This is a genomic window from Corynebacterium sp. MSK006 (genome assembly GCF_030232385.1).
Taxonomy (GTDB): Bacteria; Actinomycetota; Actinomycetes; order Mycobacteriales; family Mycobacteriaceae; genus Corynebacterium; species Corynebacterium frankenforstense_A.
Genome location: NZ_JASPJZ010000001.1, coordinates 272585 through 290808 on the forward strand (window position 1 = coordinate 272585; position 18224 = coordinate 290808).

Annotated in this window: 18 protein-coding genes; 17 read left to right on the forward strand and 1 reads right to left on the reverse strand. The window is 70.5% G+C overall.

The window, feature by feature from the left end; genetic code table 11:
- Nucleotides 1-50: 50 nt before the first annotated feature.
- Entirely contained in the window at nt 51-2909 is a 2859-nt protein-coding gene (gene uvrA / locus QQA02_RS01255; RefSeq protein WP_284775177.1) for an excinuclease ABC subunit UvrA, read from the forward strand.
- Between the two features lie 15 nt (nt 2910-2924).
- Here the strand turns inward: uvrA and QQA02_RS01260 are convergent, their stop codons facing one another.
- A complete protein-coding gene (locus tag QQA02_RS01260; RefSeq protein WP_284863026.1) occupies nt 2925-4703 on the reverse strand; it encodes a DUF2339 domain-containing protein in 1779 nt (592 codons plus the stop codon).
- Nucleotides 4704-5428: 725 nt separating this feature from the next.
- Between QQA02_RS01260 and QQA02_RS01265 the strand changes: the two genes are divergently transcribed.
- The 16 genes from QQA02_RS01265 to argJ all read left to right on the forward strand — a co-directional run bounded on the left by QQA02_RS01265 (nt 5429) and on the right by argJ (nt 18207).
- Nucleotides 5429-6106, forward strand: coding sequence for a hypothetical protein (locus QQA02_RS01265; RefSeq protein WP_284863027.1), 678 nt, complete (start codon nt 5429-5431; stop codon nt 6104-6106).
- Nucleotides 6107-6419: 313 nt separating this feature from the next.
- Nucleotides 6420-6950 carry a translation initiation factor IF-3 gene (gene infC / locus QQA02_RS01270; protein WP_075663906.1) on the forward strand — a complete coding sequence of 177 codons (531 nt, stop codon included), beginning with the start codon at nt 6420-6422 and terminating at the stop codon, nt 6948-6950.
- A 30-nt stretch (nt 6951-6980) separates the two neighbouring features.
- Nucleotides 6981-7175 (forward strand): 50S ribosomal protein L35, encoded by a 195-nt coding sequence (gene rpmI / locus QQA02_RS01275; protein ID WP_075663905.1) that lies wholly within the window; start codon nt 6981-6983, stop codon nt 7173-7175.
- Between the two features lie 64 nt (nt 7176-7239).
- Nucleotides 7240-7626, forward strand: a complete 387-nt coding sequence (gene rplT, locus QQA02_RS01280; protein ID WP_075663904.1) for a 50S ribosomal protein L20 — start codon at nt 7240-7242, stop codon at nt 7624-7626.
- A 424-nt stretch (nt 7627-8050) separates the two neighbouring features.
- Entirely contained in the window at nt 8051-8188 is a 138-nt protein-coding gene (locus tag QQA02_RS01285; protein WP_423777782.1) for an NINE protein, read from the forward strand.
- Nucleotides 8185-8379: a hypothetical protein gene (locus tag QQA02_RS01290; protein WP_284775170.1), complete on the forward strand. Its 195-nt coding sequence runs from the start codon at nt 8185-8187 to the stop codon at nt 8377-8379. The genes QQA02_RS01285 and QQA02_RS01290 overlap by 4 nt, the downstream gene beginning before the upstream one ends.
- Nucleotides 8380-8532: 153 nt before the next feature.
- Nucleotides 8533-9108: a TM2 domain-containing protein gene (locus tag QQA02_RS01295; protein ID WP_284863028.1), complete on the forward strand. Its 576-nt coding sequence runs from the start codon at nt 8533-8535 to the stop codon at nt 9106-9108.
- 17 nt (nt 9109-9125) lie between these two features.
- On the forward strand, nt 9126-9572 hold the full coding sequence (locus QQA02_RS01300) for a TM2 domain-containing protein (protein WP_284863029.1): 447 nt from the start codon (nt 9126-9128) through the stop codon (nt 9570-9572).
- A 156-nt stretch (nt 9573-9728) separates the two neighbouring features.
- Entirely contained in the window at nt 9729-10160 is a 432-nt protein-coding gene (locus QQA02_RS01305; RefSeq protein ID WP_284775163.1) for a TM2 domain-containing protein, read from the forward strand.
- Nucleotides 10161-10288: 128 nt separating this feature from the next.
- Complete coding sequence (locus tag QQA02_RS01310) at nt 10289-10717, forward strand: TM2 domain-containing protein (RefSeq protein WP_284775162.1); 429 nt, start codon at nt 10289-10291, stop codon at nt 10715-10717.
- A gap of 116 nt (nt 10718-10833) precedes the next feature.
- Complete coding sequence (locus QQA02_RS01315; protein ID WP_284775160.1) at nt 10834-11679, forward strand: TrmH family RNA methyltransferase; 846 nt, start codon at nt 10834-10836, stop codon at nt 11677-11679.
- A gap of 92 nt (nt 11680-11771) precedes the next feature.
- Complete coding sequence (locus QQA02_RS01320; protein ID WP_284863030.1) at nt 11772-11984, forward strand: TOBE domain-containing protein; 213 nt, start codon at nt 11772-11774, stop codon at nt 11982-11984.
- Nucleotides 11985-12106: 122 nt separating this feature from the next.
- On the forward strand, nt 12107-13114 hold the full coding sequence (gene pheS, locus QQA02_RS01325) for a phenylalanine--tRNA ligase subunit alpha (protein WP_284775241.1): 1008 nt from the start codon (nt 12107-12109) through the stop codon (nt 13112-13114).
- Nucleotides 13115-13178: 64 nt separating this feature from the next.
- Complete coding sequence (pheT, locus tag QQA02_RS01330) at nt 13179-15698, forward strand: phenylalanine--tRNA ligase subunit beta (protein ID WP_284863031.1); 2520 nt, start codon at nt 13179-13181, stop codon at nt 15696-15698.
- Nucleotides 15699-15913: 215 nt separating this feature from the next.
- Nucleotides 15914-16960, forward strand: coding sequence for an N-acetyl-gamma-glutamyl-phosphate reductase (gene argC, locus QQA02_RS01335; protein ID WP_284775153.1), 1047 nt, complete (start codon nt 15914-15916; stop codon nt 16958-16960).
- A 65-nt stretch (nt 16961-17025) separates the two neighbouring features.
- Nucleotides 17026-18207 carry a bifunctional glutamate N-acetyltransferase/amino-acid acetyltransferase ArgJ gene (gene argJ, locus QQA02_RS01340; RefSeq protein ID WP_284863032.1) on the forward strand — a complete coding sequence of 394 codons (1182 nt, stop codon included), beginning with the start codon at nt 17026-17028 and terminating at the stop codon, nt 18205-18207.
- Nucleotides 18208-18224 lie beyond the last annotated feature (17 nt).

An 18224-nucleotide genomic window follows, 5' to 3' on the forward strand; every position in this document is an offset into this window, starting at 1 on the left:
TTCGAGAACCGACGGACCCGACAATCTTCTCAGGAACGGTGGGACGGAAATTGGCCGATCGGCTGGTGGTGCGCGGAGCGCGCGAGCACAACCTCAAGGGCGTCGACGTCGACCTGCCCCGCGACTCGCTGGTGGTCTTCAGCGGACTGTCCGGCTCGGGCAAGTCCTCGCTGGCCTTCGACACCATCTTCGCGGAGGGGCAGCGCCGCTACATCGAGTCGCTGTCCAGCTACGCACGGATGTTCCTCGGGCAAATGGACAAGCCCGACGTCGACTTCATCGAGGGGCTCTCGCCGGCGGTCTCCATCGACCAGAAGTCCACCAACCGCAACCCGCGCTCGACGGTCGGCACGATCACGGAGATCTACGACTACCTGCGCCTGCTCTTCTCGCGCGCCGGCACCGCGCACTGCCCGGTCTGTGACGCCGTCATCGAGCGCCAGACCCCGCAGCAGATCGTCGACCAGATCCTCTCCGGCCCGGAGAAGGCGAAGTTCCAGGTGCTCGCCCCGGTGGTGCGCACCCGCAAGGGCGAGTTCGTGGACCTCTTCGAGGACCTCTCCGCCCAGGGCTTCGTGCGCGTGCGTGTCGACGGCGAGGTCCACCAGCTGAGTAACCCGCCGAAGCTGAAGAAGCAGGTCAAGCACGACATCGACGTCGTGGTCGACCGCCTGCAGGTCAAGGCCAGCCAGAAGCAGCGCCTCACCGACTCCGTGGAGACCGCCCTGCGCCTGGCCGACGGCCTGGTCATCGCGGAGTTCATCGACGATGAGTCGCTGACCCGCGGCTTCTCCGAGAACCTCGCCTGCCCCAACGGCCACCACATCGACGTCGAGGAGCTCGAGCCGCGCGCCTTCTCCTTCAACAGCCCCTACGGCGCCTGCCCGGCCTGCGACGGCCTGGGAACGCGCACCGAGGTCGACGAGGACCTGCTGATCCCGGACCCGGAGGCCCCGGTCGTCGACGCCGTGCAGCCGTGGCACTCCAGCCCGAACAAGAAGTACTTCGTCAAACTCATCGAGGGCCTGGCCAAGGCGCTGGGCTTCGACCCGAAGACGCCCTTCAACGAGCTGACCCACGCCCAGCAGCGCGCCGTGATCGACGGCAGCGACGCCGAGGTCTCCGTGCGCTACCGCAACCGCTTCGGCCGCATGCGCAGCTGGACCGCCCCCTTCGAGGGCGTGCGCGGCTACCTGCACCGCAAGCTCGACCAGGCGGAGAGCGAGCACCAGAAGGAACGCTTCCTCGCCTACACCCGCCAGGTCGCCTGCCCGACCTGTGGGGGCGCGCGCCTGCGCCCGGAGATCCTCGCCGTGCGCCTGGCCGGCGGCGGGACCGAGCTCTCGATCGCGGGGCTGACCGAGCTGTCCATCGAGGCGGCCTCGGCCTTCCTCGACGACCTCAAGCTGGGCTACCGCGAGGAGAAGATCGCCGGCGCGGTGCTCAAGGAGATCCAGGCCCGCCTGCACTTCCTGCTCGACGTCGGCCTGAACTACCTGACCCTGGACCGCTCCGCCGGTTCGCTCTCCGGCGGCGAGGCCCAGCGCATCCGCCTGGCCACCCAGATCGGCTCGGGCCTGGCGGGCGTGCTCTACGTCCTCGACGAGCCGTCCATCGGCCTGCACCAACGCGACAACCAGCGCCTGATCGCCACCCTGGAGAACCTGCGCGAGCTGGGCAACACGCTCATCGTCGTCGAGCACGACGAGGACACCATCCGGGCCGCGGACTGGATCGTCGACGTCGGCCCGCGCGCCGGCGAGTACGGCGGCGAAATCGTCTACCAGGGCGAGCCGAAGGGCATCCTCACCGCCGAGAACTCGCTGACCGGCGCCTACCTGGCCGGCCGCCGCGAGATCACGGTGCCCGCCGAGCGCCGCCCGGTCGACCCGGACCGCAAGCTGCGCGTGGTCGGCGCCCGCGAGAACAATCTCAAGGGCATCGACGTCGAGTTCCCGCTGGGCCTGTTCACCTGTGTCACGGGTGTCTCCGGCTCCGGAAAGTCGACCTTGGTCAACGAGATCCTGGCCAAGGTGCTCGCCAACGAGCTCAACCGAGCCCGCCAGGTGCCGGGTCGGGTGCGCCGCGTGGAGAACGTCGACCTGCTGGACAAGCTGGTCCAGGTCGACCAGTCGCCGATCGGGCGCACCCCGCGCTCGAACCCGGCGACCTACACCGGCGTCTTCGACAAGATCCGCACGATCTTCGCCGAGACCCCGGAGGCGAAGGTGCGCGGCTACAAGCCGGGCCGCTTCTCCTTCAACGTCAAGGGCGGCCGCTGCGAGGCCTGCCACGGCGACGGCACGATCAAGATCGAGATGAACTTCCTGCCGGACGTCTACGTGCCCTGCGAGGTCTGCCACGGCGCCCGCTACAACCGCGAGACCCTCGAGGTGACCTACAAGGGCAAGAACATCGCCGAGGTCCTCGACATGCCCATCGACGAGGCCGCCGGCTTCTTCGAGTCGATCACCTCGATCCACCGCTACCTCAACACGCTCGTCGACGTCGGCCTCGGCTACGTGCGCCTGGGCCAGGCGGCCACGACGCTCTCGGGCGGCGAGGCGCAGCGCGTCAAGCTCGCCGCCGAGCTGCAGAAGCGCTCCAACGGCCGCACGATCTACATCCTCGACGAGCCGACCACGGGCCTGCACTTCGAGGACATCCGCAAGCTGCTGCTGGTCATCCAGGAGCTGGTGGAGAAGGGCAACTCAGTGGTGGTCATCGAGCACAACCTCGACGTGATCAAGTCCGCGGACTGGATCATCGACATGGGCCCCGAGGGCGGCGACGGCGGCGGCATGGTCGTCGCGCAGAGCACCCCGGAGCAGGTGGCCACGGTCGAGGGCTCCTACACCGGCAAGTTCCTCGCAGACGTCCTCGGTGTGAAGAGGGCCGCGAAGAACTGACCCGGCCGGGCGGAGTCAGTCGCGCGGGGGAGTGCCCCACCCGGACTCCGGCGCCGCCTCGCCGGCCTCGATTGACGACGTCGCGTCGGTCGCCGCGGGTGCGCCCCACCCCTTGGTGGGGTGGTCCGGGATCTCTCGGTCCCCGGGGTCCTGAGCCTCCGCGGGCCGTCCGGCGTTGCGGTGATCGGCGTAGCTGCGGCGCAGGGCCACCACGCCGAGGAGGATGAGGCCGCAGGCGATGAAGGCGAGGGCGCGCGGCAGGCCGCTGATCGCGGAGAGGTCGTAGATGATCAGCTTGACCACCGCGGCGCCGGCGATGACCCCGCCGACGGTCAGCGAGACGTTGTCGCTCATCCGCGGGCCGACGATCAGGATCCAGGCGCCCAGGGCCATCCAGGCCACGGAGACGAGGCCGTGGGCGACGAGGAACGCCGTCGAGACCGCGGCGGGGGCGAGGGCGAAGACCGCGGCGCAGATCAGCGTCACGGTCACGGTCATGCTCAGGCCCAGCACGATGAGCGCGGCGACCCAGCGGATCGCGACCGGCAGGCCGGTCAGTCGGCGCGCTTGGGTGAGGACGGCGACGGTCACCGCGATGAGGCCGAGCACGGTGAGGACATGGTAGGCGTCGCCGAGCCGGTCCGGGCGCAGAGGATCGAGGGCGTCCGCCGTCGGGACGGCGGCCAGCACGGAGACCAGCGCCAGCCAGACCCACCACGGGACGGATCCGGTGGTGTGGCGGTTCTCCGGGTCGAGGTCCGGCCCCGGTGTCGGGGCCGGCGGGTAGATCTGGAAGGTCCGCGCGGCCAACACCACGCACACGGCGACGACCAGGTGGACGGCGAGGTCGCGCAGGCCGTCGGCCAGCGGCCGGTCCAGCGGCGAGAAGCCGAGGTCCGCGATGTTGTGCGCGGCCACGGCCGCGCTCAGGGGGATCAGCACCAGGGTGATCACGCCGAGCAGGAAGGCGTGGCGCTCCGGCAGCGCCGGGCGGGCTAACAGGTGGACCCCGAACAGCGTGAGCGGGACCAGAACGGTGAGCACCACCAGCGCGGACGGGACCGTGGAGCCCGGTGGCATGAGCCCCATCCCCAGCAGGGCCGCGGGAGCAGAGAACCACCAGACGGACACCCCGCCGCCCGGACCCGCGCCATTGGCGGGCCGACGACGCAGCGTCAGGAAGGCCAGGCCGAGGCCGAGGATGACGACCACCGGGACCCAGAGGGGGTAGAGGGCGTTGGCGGTCACGGCCCGGAAGGGCACCAGGCAGAGCACGGTCGAGGCCGCGGCGGCCGCGTGCAGCGGGCGGTCGAAGCGCGGGATGAACACGGAGACGAGGAAGAGCGCGGCGCCCTGGAGCCACAGCAGCGGCAGGAGGAAGTTGGCGGTGCTGCCGAGGATCCAGGCGAGCGGGGGAGCGATGACGGCCATCGCGACGAGCAGGCGGGGCCACCGCAGCCGCACGGCGATGACGAGGTAGGCGGTGAAGGTGACCACCGCGACCAGGCCACCCACGGCGTCCGGCCACCAGTCGAGCCAGGTCAGCACTCCGATCGTGGTGACCTGCACGCCCCCGTAAGAAGTGATCGACAGCGCGGCGACGGCCGTGTCCTTCTCACCGTCCCGGTTGCGCCGGTCGACGGCGACGGCCGCGGGCAGCAGTGCCAGGGCGGCGAAGTAGGCGAGGATGACGCGTCCCAGCGGGCCGAGCCAGCCGCGCTGGATGGCGAGCGCGAGCAGCAACACCAGACCCGCGATGACGATCAGGCCGCCGGTGACCGCGGCGACACGCATGACGATCTGCTCGGTCGTCAGCGGCGGCTTCGGCGGACCGGCGGGCCGGGAGGCCGCCCACGGGCGCTGCCCCGCAGGAGCCGAGGCGCGGATCGTCCCGGCGTCGAGCGGCGGGCGAGGGGGCTTGGGCCCGCGCGGCGGGGGACCGGTCGGCCCCGGAGGTCCGGGTGGTGCGGGAGGGCCGGGCGGTGCGGGCGGCCCCTGGTGCGCATCGGGACGCGGAACCGCGGCACCGGATGGCACCGGGGCACCGGCCCCGCGAGGACGCGGGGCCGGGCGGGGAGCGACGGGTGCGCCCGGACGGGGGCGCGGCGCAGGCGCGACCGCCCCGGCCGCGACATCCGGGTGCGGCTGCGGCTCCGGTCCGACACCCGACTCCGTGGCCTCGGGCTCCCCGGAGACGGCGGGACGGGCGGGGCGCGCGTCCTCGTCCACGGAGCTCAGGTAGTCCAGCAGGTCGTTGCTGAGGCGGGCGGTCTCTGCGTTGAGCTCCGCCAGGCGCCGCACCAGGTCGGTGAGCTCGGGGCGTGGCGGCTCCCCGGCACCGGCGGCGTCGCTGGTCTTCGGCGGTGGTGTCATGGGCCAAAGTTTAGTTGCCGGCCCCGACCCCGGCGTCCCGGCGGACGGGGAATCAGGGCGACGGGGGTGGTGCGGTTAAGATGGTGCCGATTTCACCTGGCGGTCGACGACCGCCACGTCCGAGAGACCGGAGGATCACGCGGACCATGGACCCCCGCGACGACGACATCGCCGACCTGTCGCGCGTCGACGACGACGGCCGCGAGGCCTCGCCCCGACGCGGCGGGCCGCGCTATTACTCCGGCACGCGCGACTCCTACCGCGTGCCGCGCGCGGACGAGCGCCACCCGTGGGCCGCCGTCGCGATCTTCGCCGCCCTGCTGGTCTGCGTGATGATCCTCGGGGCCTTCCTCTACGTCGTCTTCATCGGTCCGAACCGCTCCCACGAGGACCGCGCCGCGGCCCCGCAGACCTCCACGAGCCAGTCGCTGACCACCACCAGCCGGTCGACGACCGCGACGTCGAAGACGCCGAGCTCGACCACGCGGTCCTCGACGACGACCAGCTCGAGCAGCACGACGAGCACGACGACATCGAGCTCCGAGCCGACGACCTCGACGACCACCAGCGCCGAGCCGGCGCCCGAGGGTGCGCGCTCCTGCGGTGCCAGCGGGCGCTGGTCCGTCTACGCCGCCTCAGAGGCGACCAGTTGCCCGTTCGCCCAGAACGTCGCGTTGCGCGCCGGCAACGGCGACACCGCCCAGTTCGAGGCCATCAGCCCCGTGACCGGCGAGACCTACACCATGCAGTGCACGCCGGCCGGTAACGGCGCGATGGACTGCCGCAACGACACGGGCGCGGTGGTGGCGCTGCGCGCGCGGTAGGCGCGGGCGTCGTCAATTGAAAGGGGGCGCCACGCGCGCCGATTTGGACGCACACGGCGGTGCATGTAACGTACGTGCCACTACCGCCCGAGACCGTCCACCTGACGGTCCTGGGCCACAAGAGGAGATCATCCCACCTTCAGCCGCCGGGCGACCGGCTGGTCACAGGTCCACACCCCGCGGCACGGCGTGCCGGGCCGCGGAGCGCAACGCATCTCCTGTGTCACGCACCGCGTGGCGCAGGATTTTTGTTGGGGGATCCCTCAAGTGGCGCGGTACAGACCCTATCTACCCTGCTATTTGAGGAGTACACATCAGCGCTGAAGCTCGCATCAATGAGCGAATCCGAGTTCCCGAAGTTCGCCTGGTAGGACCCAGTGGCGAGCAGGTCGGCGTCGTCCGTACCGACGACGCCCGCAAGCTCGCCTACGACGCCGACCTCGACCTGGTCGAGGTGGCCCCCAAGGCGAAGCCCCCGGTCTGCAAGATCATGGACTACGGAAAGTACCGGTACGAGCAGGACCAGAAGGCCCGTGAAGCTCGCCGGAACCAGCAGCGGACTGTGGTCAAAGAGCAGAAGTTCCGTCCCAAGATCGACGAGCACGATTACGAGACGAAAAAGGGCAACGTGGTGCGCTTCCTCGAGAAGGGCTCCAAGGTCAAGGTCACCATCATGTTCCGCGGTCGCGAGCAGTCCCGCCCCGAGCTGGGCTACCGCCTGCTGGAGCGGCTGGCCGACGACATCGCCGAGTACGGCGTCGTCGAGTCCCGTCCGCGCCAGGACGGCCGCAACATGACGATGGTCTTCGGGCCAGTTCGCAAGAAGAACAACAAGAAGAAGTAAACCGCAACAGGGATTGACGAGGACGAAGCCATGAAGCAGAAGACCCACAAGGGGATGGCCAAGCGCGTGAAGGTCACCGGCTCCGGCAAGCTGCGTCGCGAGCAGGTCAACCGCCGCCACCTGATGGAGAGCAAGCCCTCCAAGCGCACCCGCCGGCTCAAGGGCACCGTGGACGTGCACAAGTCGGATCAGAAGCGCGTCAAGCGCCTCCTCGGCCGCGCCTGACACGAAGCGTCAGAACCGCCGCCAAACACTCATCCCCCGAATGAATAAGTAAGGAAGTTCCACTGTGGCACGTGTCAAGCGCTCCCTGAACGCCAAGAAGAAGCGTCGCGAGATCCTCAAGTCCGCGAAGGGCTACCGCGGCCAGCGCTCCCGCCTTTACCGCAAGGCCAAGGAGCAGTGGCTGCACTCCATGACCTACTCCTACCGCGATCGTCGCGCCCGCAAGCGCGAGTTCCGGAAGCTGTGGATCCAGCGCATCAACGCCGCCGCCCGCATGAACGGCATCACCTACAACCGTCTGATCCAGGGCCTGCGCCTGGCCGAGATCGACGTCGACCGCAAGATCCTGGCCGAGCTGGCCGTCAGCGATTTCGACGCCTTCTCCGCCGTGTGCGAGGCCGCCAAGGCCGCCCTGCCGGAGGACGTCAACGCCCCCAAGGCCGTCGCCTAAGACCTTCGGGAGCCCGCGCGGACTCACACCCGCGCGGAAGAAATGACCCGCCGCACCGTTTCTGGTGCGGCGGGTCTTTCGTGTCCGGTGGGTGCGCGGGGCTCGGGCGTGGCCGGGTTGGCGGGGAGGAGCCTGTGCGGCGGGGACTGGTCCCCATGGGTGGGCACCCCGGGACGGTGTCGCGGTACGCAGAGCGGGAACTTTTCGTGAGAGCCATCAGACGTCGACGCCGTCTGTGAAAGGAAGACCACTGTGACGAACGCCGACGACGGAGCGGGGCAGCCCGCCGGCAACCCCGGGTACGGGGGAGCAGAACCATCCGGGGTCAGGGCAGCAGAACGCCTACGGGTACCAGGGCTACGGCCAGTAGCCCGGCGGCGGCCTTCCCAGGCAGTCCGCGGCGCCGAGCGAAAAGTCGATGCTGGTGGCGGCCTTGGTCGCGTTCTTCCTCGGGCAGATCGGCGTGCACAACTTCTATCTCGGCCAGACTAAGCGCGGGGTGGCCAAGGTGGTGGTCTATCCGATGCCCTGGTCGTCTTCCTCTTCAGCTTCTTCATGGTGAACGGCGCGCTCGATCTCGTGGATGAGGGTTCCTACGTGTCCGACACGTTCTTCTATCTCAGCGTGTTGACCGTGATCGTGACGCTGCTCATCTGCTTCGCCATCGGTGTCTGGTCCTTCGTCGAGTTCATCCTGATTCTGATGCGCAATGGCCGCTACGGCCTCGACGCACAGGGACGACCGCTGCGCTGACTAGGGACGGCTTCAACGGAGGCGCACCTCGGGGAGTGCGCTGCGGGTTCTCTTCATTTCGGCTTGCGCGTGGCTGTGTCGGGGTTAATCTATGCGCAACAAGTTATTGGCAGGTTCCGGCGCTCGCCGGCGCCGCAACCGAAGGGATTCCCGATGTCGAGCCCCATCTCCGACCCGAACCAGCGTCCCGAGGAAGGCCACAACGGCCAGTACGGCTACGGCGACCAGCAGGGCCACACCGGTGGTCAGCCCGACTACGGCTCCCAGTCCGGGTACGGTTCTCAGCCCGACTACGGCTCCCAGTCCGGGTACGGTTCTCAGCCCGGCTACGGCGGACAGCCCGGGTACGGTTCCCAGCTCGGCTACGGCGCGCAGCAGGGCCGCCCCGGCCCCGGCGGCCCCGTCAGCGAGAAGTCCATGGTCCTGGCCGCCGTCCTCGCCTTCTTCCTCGGCGGCATCGGCGTGCACAACTTCTACCTGGGCCAGAAGCAGAAGGGCCTCATCCACATCGGCATGGTCGTCGTCGCCCTGATACTCGTGTTCATCGGCATGATCGCCGTCGGGGCCGCGTTGGACGGCGGTTCCGGCGCCGCGGTCGGCGGCATCATCTACGTTCTCGGTGCCGTGGTCAGCGCCGTCAACGGCATCTGGGCCTTCGTGGAGTTCATTCTGATCCTGATCCGTAAGGACAGCTACGGCGTCGACGAGCACGGTCTTCCCCTGAGCTGACCCACCGCCGGGCAGTGGTGCACCACCCGAGGGAGGTTCAATGTCCGTTCCCGGGGCAGGCCGGTGGTCCCGCCACCCCGCACGGCGCGAACACCGTTTACGCCGACCCGGGACCGGACCACTGGGTGACGGCCAGCCCGAAGTCGGTGGTCATCGCCGCGGTCCTGGCGTTCCTCCTCGGCAGCTACGGCGTGCACAACTTCTATCTGGGCCAGATGCTGCTCGGGGTGGTCAAGCTCGTGCTCGGCACGGGAGGTTTCCTCCTCGCGTTCGCCGGCGGCGTGGTCGCCGGTTTCTCCTCGGAATTCGTCAGTGAGACTGCCGCGATCGTCGGGGTGTGCATCTACGGCGTGGGGCTGCTCGCCGTGATCGGAAACGCCGTATGCGCCTTCGTCGAGTTCATCCTGATCCTGATGCGCAAGGGCCGCTTCGGCGTCGACGAGCACGGCCTCCGCCTGAGCTAGGTCGGGGTGCCCGTCCGTGCGCGGGAAACCGGACACAGGTTCCGCGGGAATTCGCCCGTTTCCGGCTGCCCCGCGTGCGATCTCGGTTGTTCTTCGTACACGCTCATTTGGTCTAGCTACGGTGAGCGCCCGATCCGAGACCTCGAAGGGGAACCGATGTCCAACTACACCTCCGGCCCCGGTCCGTACACGGCACCGGAAGGCCAGTTCCATCAGGGCCAGGCCACGCCACCGGGCCACGGCCCGGGAGGGCCGGTCAGCAACAAGTCCATGGTCCTGGCCGCCGTCCTCGCCTGGTTCCTGGGCGCCTTCGGCGTGCACAACTTCTACCTCGGTCAGACGAGGCAGGGGCTGATCAAGTTCGCGGCGGTCGTGGGCGGGTTCGTCCTGGTGTTCGTCGGCATGTTCGCCGGCCTCATCGCCACCAATGCCGACGGGGTCATCGGGGCGATCCTGGGATTCGTCGTCACCGCCGTCTGCTTTCTGCTGATAATGGGCGTCTGCGTCTGGGCCCTGGTGGAGTTCGTCCTGATCCTCATGCGCAAGGGCCGTTACGGCGTCGACGAGAAAGGCCTGCCTCTGTCTTGACCTATTTCGCCCGGTGCAGGTGTGGCCCGACCGTTGCGGTCGTATGCTTTGCGGGCAATAGATTGACGACGTCGCGCGTGACACCAGGTGGTCCCGCGCGGCGCATCCACAACGAAAGGTTCATTACGATGACGCACAACCCCGGAAACGGCGGCTACGGGCCCGACGGTTTCCACGGCGGGCAGGGCGGCGGTTACGGGTCCGATGACCCCTACTGCTCCTACGGGCAGCAGGGGTACGGCGACCAGGCGGGCTACGCGGGGCAGCAGTACGGTTACGCGTCCAAGGGGTTCCCGCCGGCGCCCAAGAGCAAGGTCGCGGCCGGCCTGCTCGGCATCTTCCTGGGGGAGTACGGCGTCCACAACTTCTACCTCGGCTACAAGCAGCGTGCGATCACCCAGTTGGTCATCACCATCATCGGCTACGTCACGATGATCATCCTCATCGGATTCCTGATGGTCGCCGTCACGGCGATCTGGGGCCTGATCGAGGGCATCATGATCCTCGCCGGAGCGGACAGCTACCAGCGGGACGCGGACGGCGTCCCACTGGTCTGACCAGGCCGGTGCTTTCCGGTTGGCCCCGTCGGTAAAGTGTGGGGCACGGGCCCGAACGGGGCCCGCGTGCATGTCTGGGGCATGTACGCCCACGACGCCACCGGAAGGCCGTTTTCATGAGTCCGCGCACCCCCGACCACCTCGACTTCTCGGAGCCCCTGACCGAGCGCACCCCGCGCGTGGTGCACGCGGCCAAGCTGCACCGCGCGGCGGCCCGCCGCAAGGCCGGTGTCTTCCTCGCGGAGGGGGAGAACTCCGTGGAGGCCGCGGTGGCCACCGGCGCGGCCACCGACGTCTTCGTCACCGAGGCGGCGGCCGGCCGCTTCGGCGAGCTGCTCTCGGCCGCGGTCAACCTCGGCGTCTACCTCCACCCGGTCACCGACCGGGCCGCCGAGTCGCTGGCCGAGACCGTGACCACCACCGGAATCTTCGCCGTGTGCCGCCCGGTGACCTGGCCGCTGAAGAAGGCCCTGGCAGCCGGCCCGACGCTGGTCTCGGTGCCGGTGGAGACCCGCGAGCCCGGCAACGCCGGCACGCTCATCCGTGTCGCCGACGCCCTCGGCGCCGACGCCGTCGTCTTCGCCGGCGACTCCGTGGACCCGCAGGGCGGCAAGGTGGTGCGCGCCTCGGCCGGTTCGCTCTTCCACGTGCCGGTGGCGCGCGAGCGCGACCCGCAGTCGGTGATCGACTCGCTGCGCGCCCGCGGCCTGCAGATCCTGGCCACCGCCGCCGACGGCGAGGTGGACCTGGCCGCCCCGCCCGAGCCGGACTTCTTTACCCGACCGACCGCCTGGCTCTTCGGCAACGAGGCCCACGGGCTGCCCGCCGAGCTGCAGCAGGCCGCCGACCACCGGGTGGCCATCCCCATCGCCGGGCGTGCCGAGTCGCTGAACCTCGCCACGGCCGCCTCGATCTGCCTCTGGGAGTCCGCCCGCGCCCAACGCGTGCACGGCCTGGACTGACCTGCGCGGGTAGAGCGGGCCGGCCGGTCCCCGGCGACACCTGCGCCGTGACCTGGACCGCAACACCCGTTTCACCCAAGGAGGACTCCGTCATGCGCATTTCCGCCCGCAACCAGCTCGCCGGTGAGGTCGTCGAGATCGGGGAGGGCGCGGTCAACGCCGTGGTCAAGATCCGTCTCGACGGCACCGACGTCGTCGTCTCCTCGTCGATCACCATGGACTCGGTCCACGAGCTCGGCCTGACGGTCGGCTCCCGGGCCACCGCCGTGATCAAGGCGTCCAGCGTCATGGTGGCCGTCGACTAGAGAGCGATCCGCCGCGGTGTACCCTGTCTACGTCGCAATCTATTTTCCGTCGAGAACAGGGGAGTGCCGTGGCGCAAGACAAGGACGGGGCAGCTGAGGTCCCGGAGATCACCGACGAGGCGATGAACGCGGCGGCCGATGCCGCCGTGGCGGCCTTCGACGCCGCCGACTCGCTCGAGGATCTCGCCGAGGCCCGTCGCACCCACCTGGGCGACGCCTCCGTGATCGCCCGTGCCCGCCAGGGCATCGGCTCGCTGCCCAAGACCGAGCGCAAGAACGCCGGCAAGATCGTCAACCAGGCACGTGGTCGCGTCGAGAAGCACTACGCCGGCGTGAAGAAGGAGCTAGAGGCCCGCCGCGTACGCGAGGTCCTCGCCGCCGAGCGCGTCGACGTCACCGTGCCGACCACCCGCCGCCAGACCGGCGCGCTGCACCCGATCACCGCGCTCTCGGAGCAGATCGCGGACATCTTCCTCGGCATGGGCTGGGAGATCGCCGACGGCCCCGAGATCGAGGCGGAGTACTTCAACTTCGACGCCCTCAACTTCATCCCGGACCACCCCGCGCGCACCCTGCAGGACACCTTCTACGTCGGCACCGAGGACTCCGGTCAGCTGATGCGCACCCACACCTCCCCGGTCCAGGTGCGCACGATGCTCTCGCGCGACGTGCCGCTCTACATCGCCTGCCCGGGCCGTGTCTTCCGCACCGACGAGCTCGACGCCACCCACACCCCGGTCTTCCACCAGGTCGAGGGCCTGGCCGTCGACAAAGGCCTGACCATGGCCCACCTGCGCGGCACGCTGGACCACCTGGCCAAGGTGCTCTTCGGCCCGGAGACGCGCACCCGCATGCGCACCAACTACTTCCCGTTCACCGAGCCCTCCGCCGAGGTCGACGTCTGGTTCCCCGGCAAGAAGGGCGGTGCCGGCTGGATCGAGTGGGGCGGCTGCGGCATGGTCAACCCCAACGTCCTGCGCGCCGTGGGCGTCGACCCGGAGGAGTACACCGGCTTCGCCTTCGGCATGGGCCTCGAGCGCACCCTGCAGTTCCGCAACGGCCTGTCCGACATGCGCGACATGGTTGAGGGCGACGTGCGCTTCACGCTGCCTTTCGGCGTCCACGCCTAGACCGCCGCCACGCTTTCCGACGCCCCGTCACCCCCGCTTTTTCCGAAAGGTTCCACGAACTCCCGTGTTCATCTCGCAGAACTGGCTCACCGGCATCCTCGACCACGCCAACCCCGGCTGGGAGGTGAGCGACGCCGAGCTCGACGGCGGCTTCGTCCGCGTCGGCTTCGAGACCGAGGGCTACTCCGCCATCCCTGAGACGACCGGCCCGCTGGTGGTCGGCCGCGTCGACGAGATCGAGGAGCTGACCGGCTTCAAGAAGCCGATCCGCTACTGCCAGGTCGACGTCGGCGAGGCCAACGGCACCGGCGAGAAGCAGGGCATCATCTGCGGCGCGCGCAACTTCGCCGAGGGCGACCTCGTCGCCGTCTCCCTGCCCGGCGCCGTGCTGCCCGGCTGCTTCGAGATCTCCGCCCGCAAGACCTACGACCACATCTCCGCCGGAATGATCTGCTCGGCCGCCGAGCTGGGCATGTGCGAGCAGCAGAACTCCGGCATCATCAACCTGGGCCGCTCGACCGACGCCATCGGCGCCGTGCCCGGCGACGACGCCCGCCCGGTGCTGGGGCTTAACGACACCGTCTTCGAGGTCAACATCACCCCGGACCGCGGCTACGCGCTCTCCGCGCGCGGCCTGACCCGCGAGCTGGCCAGCGCCTTCGACATCACCTTCGAGGACCTGGCCGCCCACCCCGAGGCCGCCGGCCACGAGGTCTCGGAGAGCGTGCCGGCGGTCTCCGGCGAGCTGATGGACATCTCGCTGGACCCGGCCACCCGCGCCGGGCGGTTCGGCCTGCGCAAGGTCACCGGCATCGACCCGAGCGTGCAGAGCCCGTTCTGGATGAAGCGCGAGCTGCTGCTGTGCGGCGCGCGCCCGGTCAACCTGGCCACCGACGTGATCAACTACGTGATGTTCCTGCTCGGCCAGCCGATGCACGCCTTCGACGCCGGCGTCATCTCCGGCGACCTGAAGATCCGCCTGGCCGCCGACGGCGAGAAGCTGACCACCCTCGACCACGTCGACCGCGAGCTCTCCGCCGAGGACGTCGTCATCTGCGACGACAACGGCATCCAGTCGATGGCCGGCGTGATGGGCGGCTCCACCTCCGAGATCTCGGACGAGACCACCGAGGTCTACCTCGAGGCCGCCACCTGGCACACCCTGACCGTCGCGCGCACCTCGCGCCGCCACAAGCTCTCCAGCGAGTCCTCCCGCCGCTTCGAGCGCGGCGTGGACCCGGCGCTGGTCGAGCCCGCCCTGGACCTGGCCGCCCACCTGCTGGCCACCCTCGGCGGCGGCGAGGTCGACCCCCGGCGCACCATCGTCGGCGAGGTGCCCGCCCCCACCGTCATCGAGATGCCCGCCGGCATGCCTTCCCGCATCGCCGGCGTCGACTACGCCCGCGAGACCGTCGTCGCCCGCCTCGAGGAGGTCGGCTGCACCGTCACCGGCGACGAGACCCTGACCGTGACCGCCCCGAGCTGGCGCGGCGACCTGTCCATGGGCGTCGACCTGGTCGAGGAGGTGCTGCGCCTGGAGGGCCTCGAGGACATCCCGACCGTGCTGCCGACCCCGCGCGGCGGCCGCGGGCTCTCCCCGCGCCAGCGCCGTCGCCGCGCCGTCGGCCACGCCCTGGCCTACTCCGGCTACACCGAGGTCCTTCCCGACCCGTTCATGCGCGGCACCCAGGCCGACGACTGGGGCCTGGCCGCCGACGACCCGCGCCGCCGCGCGGTCACGGTGCGCAACCCGCTGGAGTCCGAGCGCAACCTGATCGCCACGACGCTGATCCCGGGCCTGCTCGACGCGGTGGCCCGCAACGTCGCCCGCGGCCGCGTGGACCTGCAGGTCTTCGGCCTGCAGCAGGTCTCCTTCGCCCGCGCCGAGCACACCCCGATGCTGGACGTGAGCCGCCGACCCTCCGACGACGAGGTCTCCCAGGTCCTCGACTCGCTGCCCGCCCAGCCGCTGCACGTGGCCGCCGTCGGCGTCGGCGAGCTGGACACCACCGGCACCTGGGGCGAGGGCCGCGCCTACGGCTGGGCCGACGCCGTGGAGGCCGCCCGCACCGTCGCGCGGACCGCGGGCGTGGAACTCGAGGTCGCCAACGCCGAGTACCTGCCGTTCCACCCGGGCCGCTGCGCCGAGCTGCGCGTGGCCGGCGAGATCGTCGGCCACGCCGGCGAGCTGCACCCGCAGCTGCTCGAGGCCGCCGGTCTTCCGGCGCGCACCTGCGCGATGGAGATCAACCTGGACGCGCTGCCAATCACCGGCGAGCTGCCCGCCCCGGTGCTCTCCGCCTTCCCGCTGCTGCACCAGGACATCGCCCTGGTCGTCGCCGAGGACACGCCGGCCGAGGACGTCCGCCGCGTCATCGTCGAGGGCGCCGGTCCGCTGCTCGAGGAGGCCGTCCTCTTCGACGTCTTCCGCGGCGGGCGCCTGGGGGAGGGGCTGAAGTCGCTGGCGTTCTCGCTGCACTTCCGCGCCGCCGACCGCACGTTGACCGACGAGGAGGCCAACGAGGCCCGCCTGGCCGCCGCCGCGCTGGCCAAGGAACGCCTCGGCGCCGAGCTGCGTGCCTGACCGCCCGCTCACCTGACCCCGCACCCGGACATCCCGGGTGCGGGGTTCTTCCGTCCGGCGGTCTCGTCTTCCCTGGGTGCGGTACCACAGGCGTCGCGTCTTCTTTCGGCGACGGCGCCGCAGGCGCCGTCGCGGGTGGGGACCGGGGGTGGAACCGACGCGCCGTCGTTAATGAATAATTTGCAAGGGCCTGCATAGAGTGTAGGGTGACCCACATGACAGTCTCCGTAGCAATCGCCGGCGCCACAGGATACGCGGGCGGCGAACTCGTCCGCCTCCTGCTCGGCCACCCCGAGCACCTCGCCGGGAACCTCCAGATCGGCGCGCTGACCGGCGCCAGCTCCGCGGGCACCCCCGTCTCCGTGGCGCTGCCGCACGCCCCCGAGCTCTTCGGCCGCACCATCGAGCCCACCGACGCCGAGCACCTTGCCGGCCACGACGTCGTCTTCCTCGCCCTGCCGCACGGCCATTCCGCCGAGATCGCCGCGCAGCTGCCCGAGGACACCGCCGTCATCGACTGCGCCGCCGACCACCGTCTGACCGACGCCGGGGACTGGGCCCACTGGTACGGCGGCGAGTACTCCGGCTCCTGGCCCTACGGCATCCCCGAGATGCCCGGCCACCGCGAGGCCCTCGCCGGTGCCACGCGCATCGCCCTTCCCGGTTGCTTTCCGACGGGCGCGACCCTCGCCCTTCTGCCCGCCGTCGCCGCCGGGCTGGTGGCCCCCGAGGTGGCGGTCACCTCCGTCTCCGGAGTCAGCGGCGCCGGCAAGAAGCCGCTGGTGGCCAACCTCGGCGCTGAGACGATGGGCTCGCTGCGCGCCTACAACACCGCCGGGCGCCACCGCCACACCCCGGAGATCGCCCAGAACCTCGGCGAGTACTCCGGTCAGCCTGTCTCGGTGAGCTTCACCCCGGTGCTGGCACCCCTGCCGCGCGGCATCCTCACCGTCGCCTCCGCGCCCCTGGCGGACAGCGCCACCGACACCGCCGCAGCGCGGGCCGCCTACGAGAAGTTCTACGCCGACGAGCCGTTCGTCACCCTGCTCGCCGAGGGCGTGCAGCCGCAGACCCAGTGGGTGCTCGGCGCCAACACCTGCCACGTGCAGGTCGAGGTGGACGCCGCCTCCGGGCGCCTGCTGGCCACCAGCGCCATCGACAACCTGACCAAGGGCACCGCCGGCGCCGGCGTGCAGTGCATGAACCTCGCGCTCGGCCTGCCCGAGACCGCCGGGCTGCCGACCACCGCCGTCGCCCCCTAGCGCCGTCCCGCCTTCTCCGGCGCACCCCCGCCCGCCCCACTTTTCCCGAAAGGACTTTAATCCCCATGGATCTCACCGTCACCCGCGACGGTCACGTCACCTCGCCGGCCGGCTTCTCGGCCGCCGCCGTCACCGCCGGCATCAAGCCCTCCGGCAACCCGGACATGGCGCTGGTGGTCAACACCGTAGGCTCCGCCGCCGCCGCGCTGTTCACCCGCAACAAGGTCGTCGCCGCCCCGGTCAAGGTCACCCGTGCCGCCGTCGCCGACGGCACGCTGCGCGCCGTGGTCTACAACTCCGGCAACGCCAACGCCTGCAACGGCGTGGCCGGCGACCGTGACGCCGAGGAGATCCAGTCCCGCGCCGCCGCCGCGCTCGAGCTCGAGCCCGCCGAGGTCGGCGTGTGCTCGACCGGGCTGATCGGCGAGCCGCTGCCCATGGCCGAGGTCCGCTCCGGCGTCGACGCGCTGGCCGCCGGGCTGGGCGCCGACGCCGAGCACGGCGCGGCCGCCGCCGGCGCGATCCTGACCACCGACACCTGCAGCAAGGAGGTCCTCGTCTCCGGCGACGGCTGGTCCGTCGGCGGCATGGCCAAGGGCGTGGGCATGATGGCGCCGTCCCTGGCGACCATGCTCGTCTGCCTGACCACCGACGCCGACGTGCCCGCCGCCCGGCTCGACGCCGCCCTGCGCGCCGCCGCCGAGGTCACCTTCGACACCCTCGACGTCGACGGCTCGACCTCCACCAACGACACCGTGATCGCCATGGCCTCCGGCGCCTCCGGGATCACCCCCGACGCCGAGACCTTCGACGCCGCCGTGCTGGCCGCCTGCCGCGACCTGGCAGCCCAGCTGCAGGCCGACGCCGAGGGCGTGACCAAGCGCGTGGCCATCACCGTCACCGGCGCCGTCGACGACGACCAGGCCCGCACCGCCGCGCGCGTGATCGGGCGCGACAACCTGGTCAAGTGCGCCATGTTCGGATCCGACCCGAACTGGGGCCGCGTGCTCGCCGCCGTCGGCATGGCCCCGGTGGAGATGGACCCCGACCACATCACCGTGACCTTCAACGGCACCCCGGTCTGCGTCGACTCCGCCGGTGCGCCCGGCGCCCGCGACGTGGACCTCAGCGGCGCCGACATCGACGTCCAGGTCGACCTGGGCCTCGGCGGCCACGGCCACGGCACCGTGCGCACCACGGACCTCTCGCACGCCTACGTCGAGATCAACTCCGCCTACAGCAGCTAGCGGACAGGGAACACGGA

Excerpts from the sequence above, each read along its gene's own strand:
- QQA02_RS01320 (WP_284863030.1), top strand. The coding sequence starts at position 11,772 with ATGCGCATTTCCGCCCGCAACCAGCTCGCCGGTGAGGTCGTCGAGATC.
- QQA02_RS01295 (WP_284863028.1), top strand. The coding sequence starts at position 8,533 with ATGTCGAGCCCCATCTCCGACCCGAACCAGCGTCCCGAGGAAGGCCAC.
- rpmI (WP_075663905.1), top strand. The coding sequence starts at position 6,981 with ATGAAGCAGAAGACCCACAAGGGGATGGCCAAGCGCGTGAAGGTCACC.
- QQA02_RS01310 (WP_284775162.1), top strand. The coding sequence starts at position 10,289 with ATGACGCACAACCCCGGAAACGGCGGCTACGGGCCCGACGGTTTCCAC.
- QQA02_RS01315 (WP_284775160.1), top strand. The coding sequence starts at position 10,834 with ATGAGTCCGCGCACCCCCGACCACCTCGACTTCTCGGAGCCCCTGACC.
- QQA02_RS01260 (WP_284863026.1), bottom strand. The coding sequence starts at position 4,703 with ATGCGTGTCGCCGCGGTCACCGGCGGCCTGATCGTCATCGCGGGTCTG.
- QQA02_RS01305 (WP_284775163.1), top strand. The coding sequence starts at position 9,729 with ATGTCCAACTACACCTCCGGCCCCGGTCCGTACACGGCACCGGAAGGC.
- pheS (WP_284775241.1), top strand. The coding sequence starts at position 12,107 with ATGAACGCGGCGGCCGATGCCGCCGTGGCGGCCTTCGACGCCGCCGAC.
- QQA02_RS01265 (WP_284863027.1), top strand. The coding sequence starts at position 5,429 with ATGGACCCCCGCGACGACGACATCGCCGACCTGTCGCGCGTCGACGAC.
- argJ (WP_284863032.1), top strand. The coding sequence starts at position 17,026 with ATGGATCTCACCGTCACCCGCGACGGTCACGTCACCTCGCCGGCCGGC.
- argC (WP_284775153.1), top strand. The coding sequence starts at position 15,914 with ATGACAGTCTCCGTAGCAATCGCCGGCGCCACAGGATACGCGGGCGGC.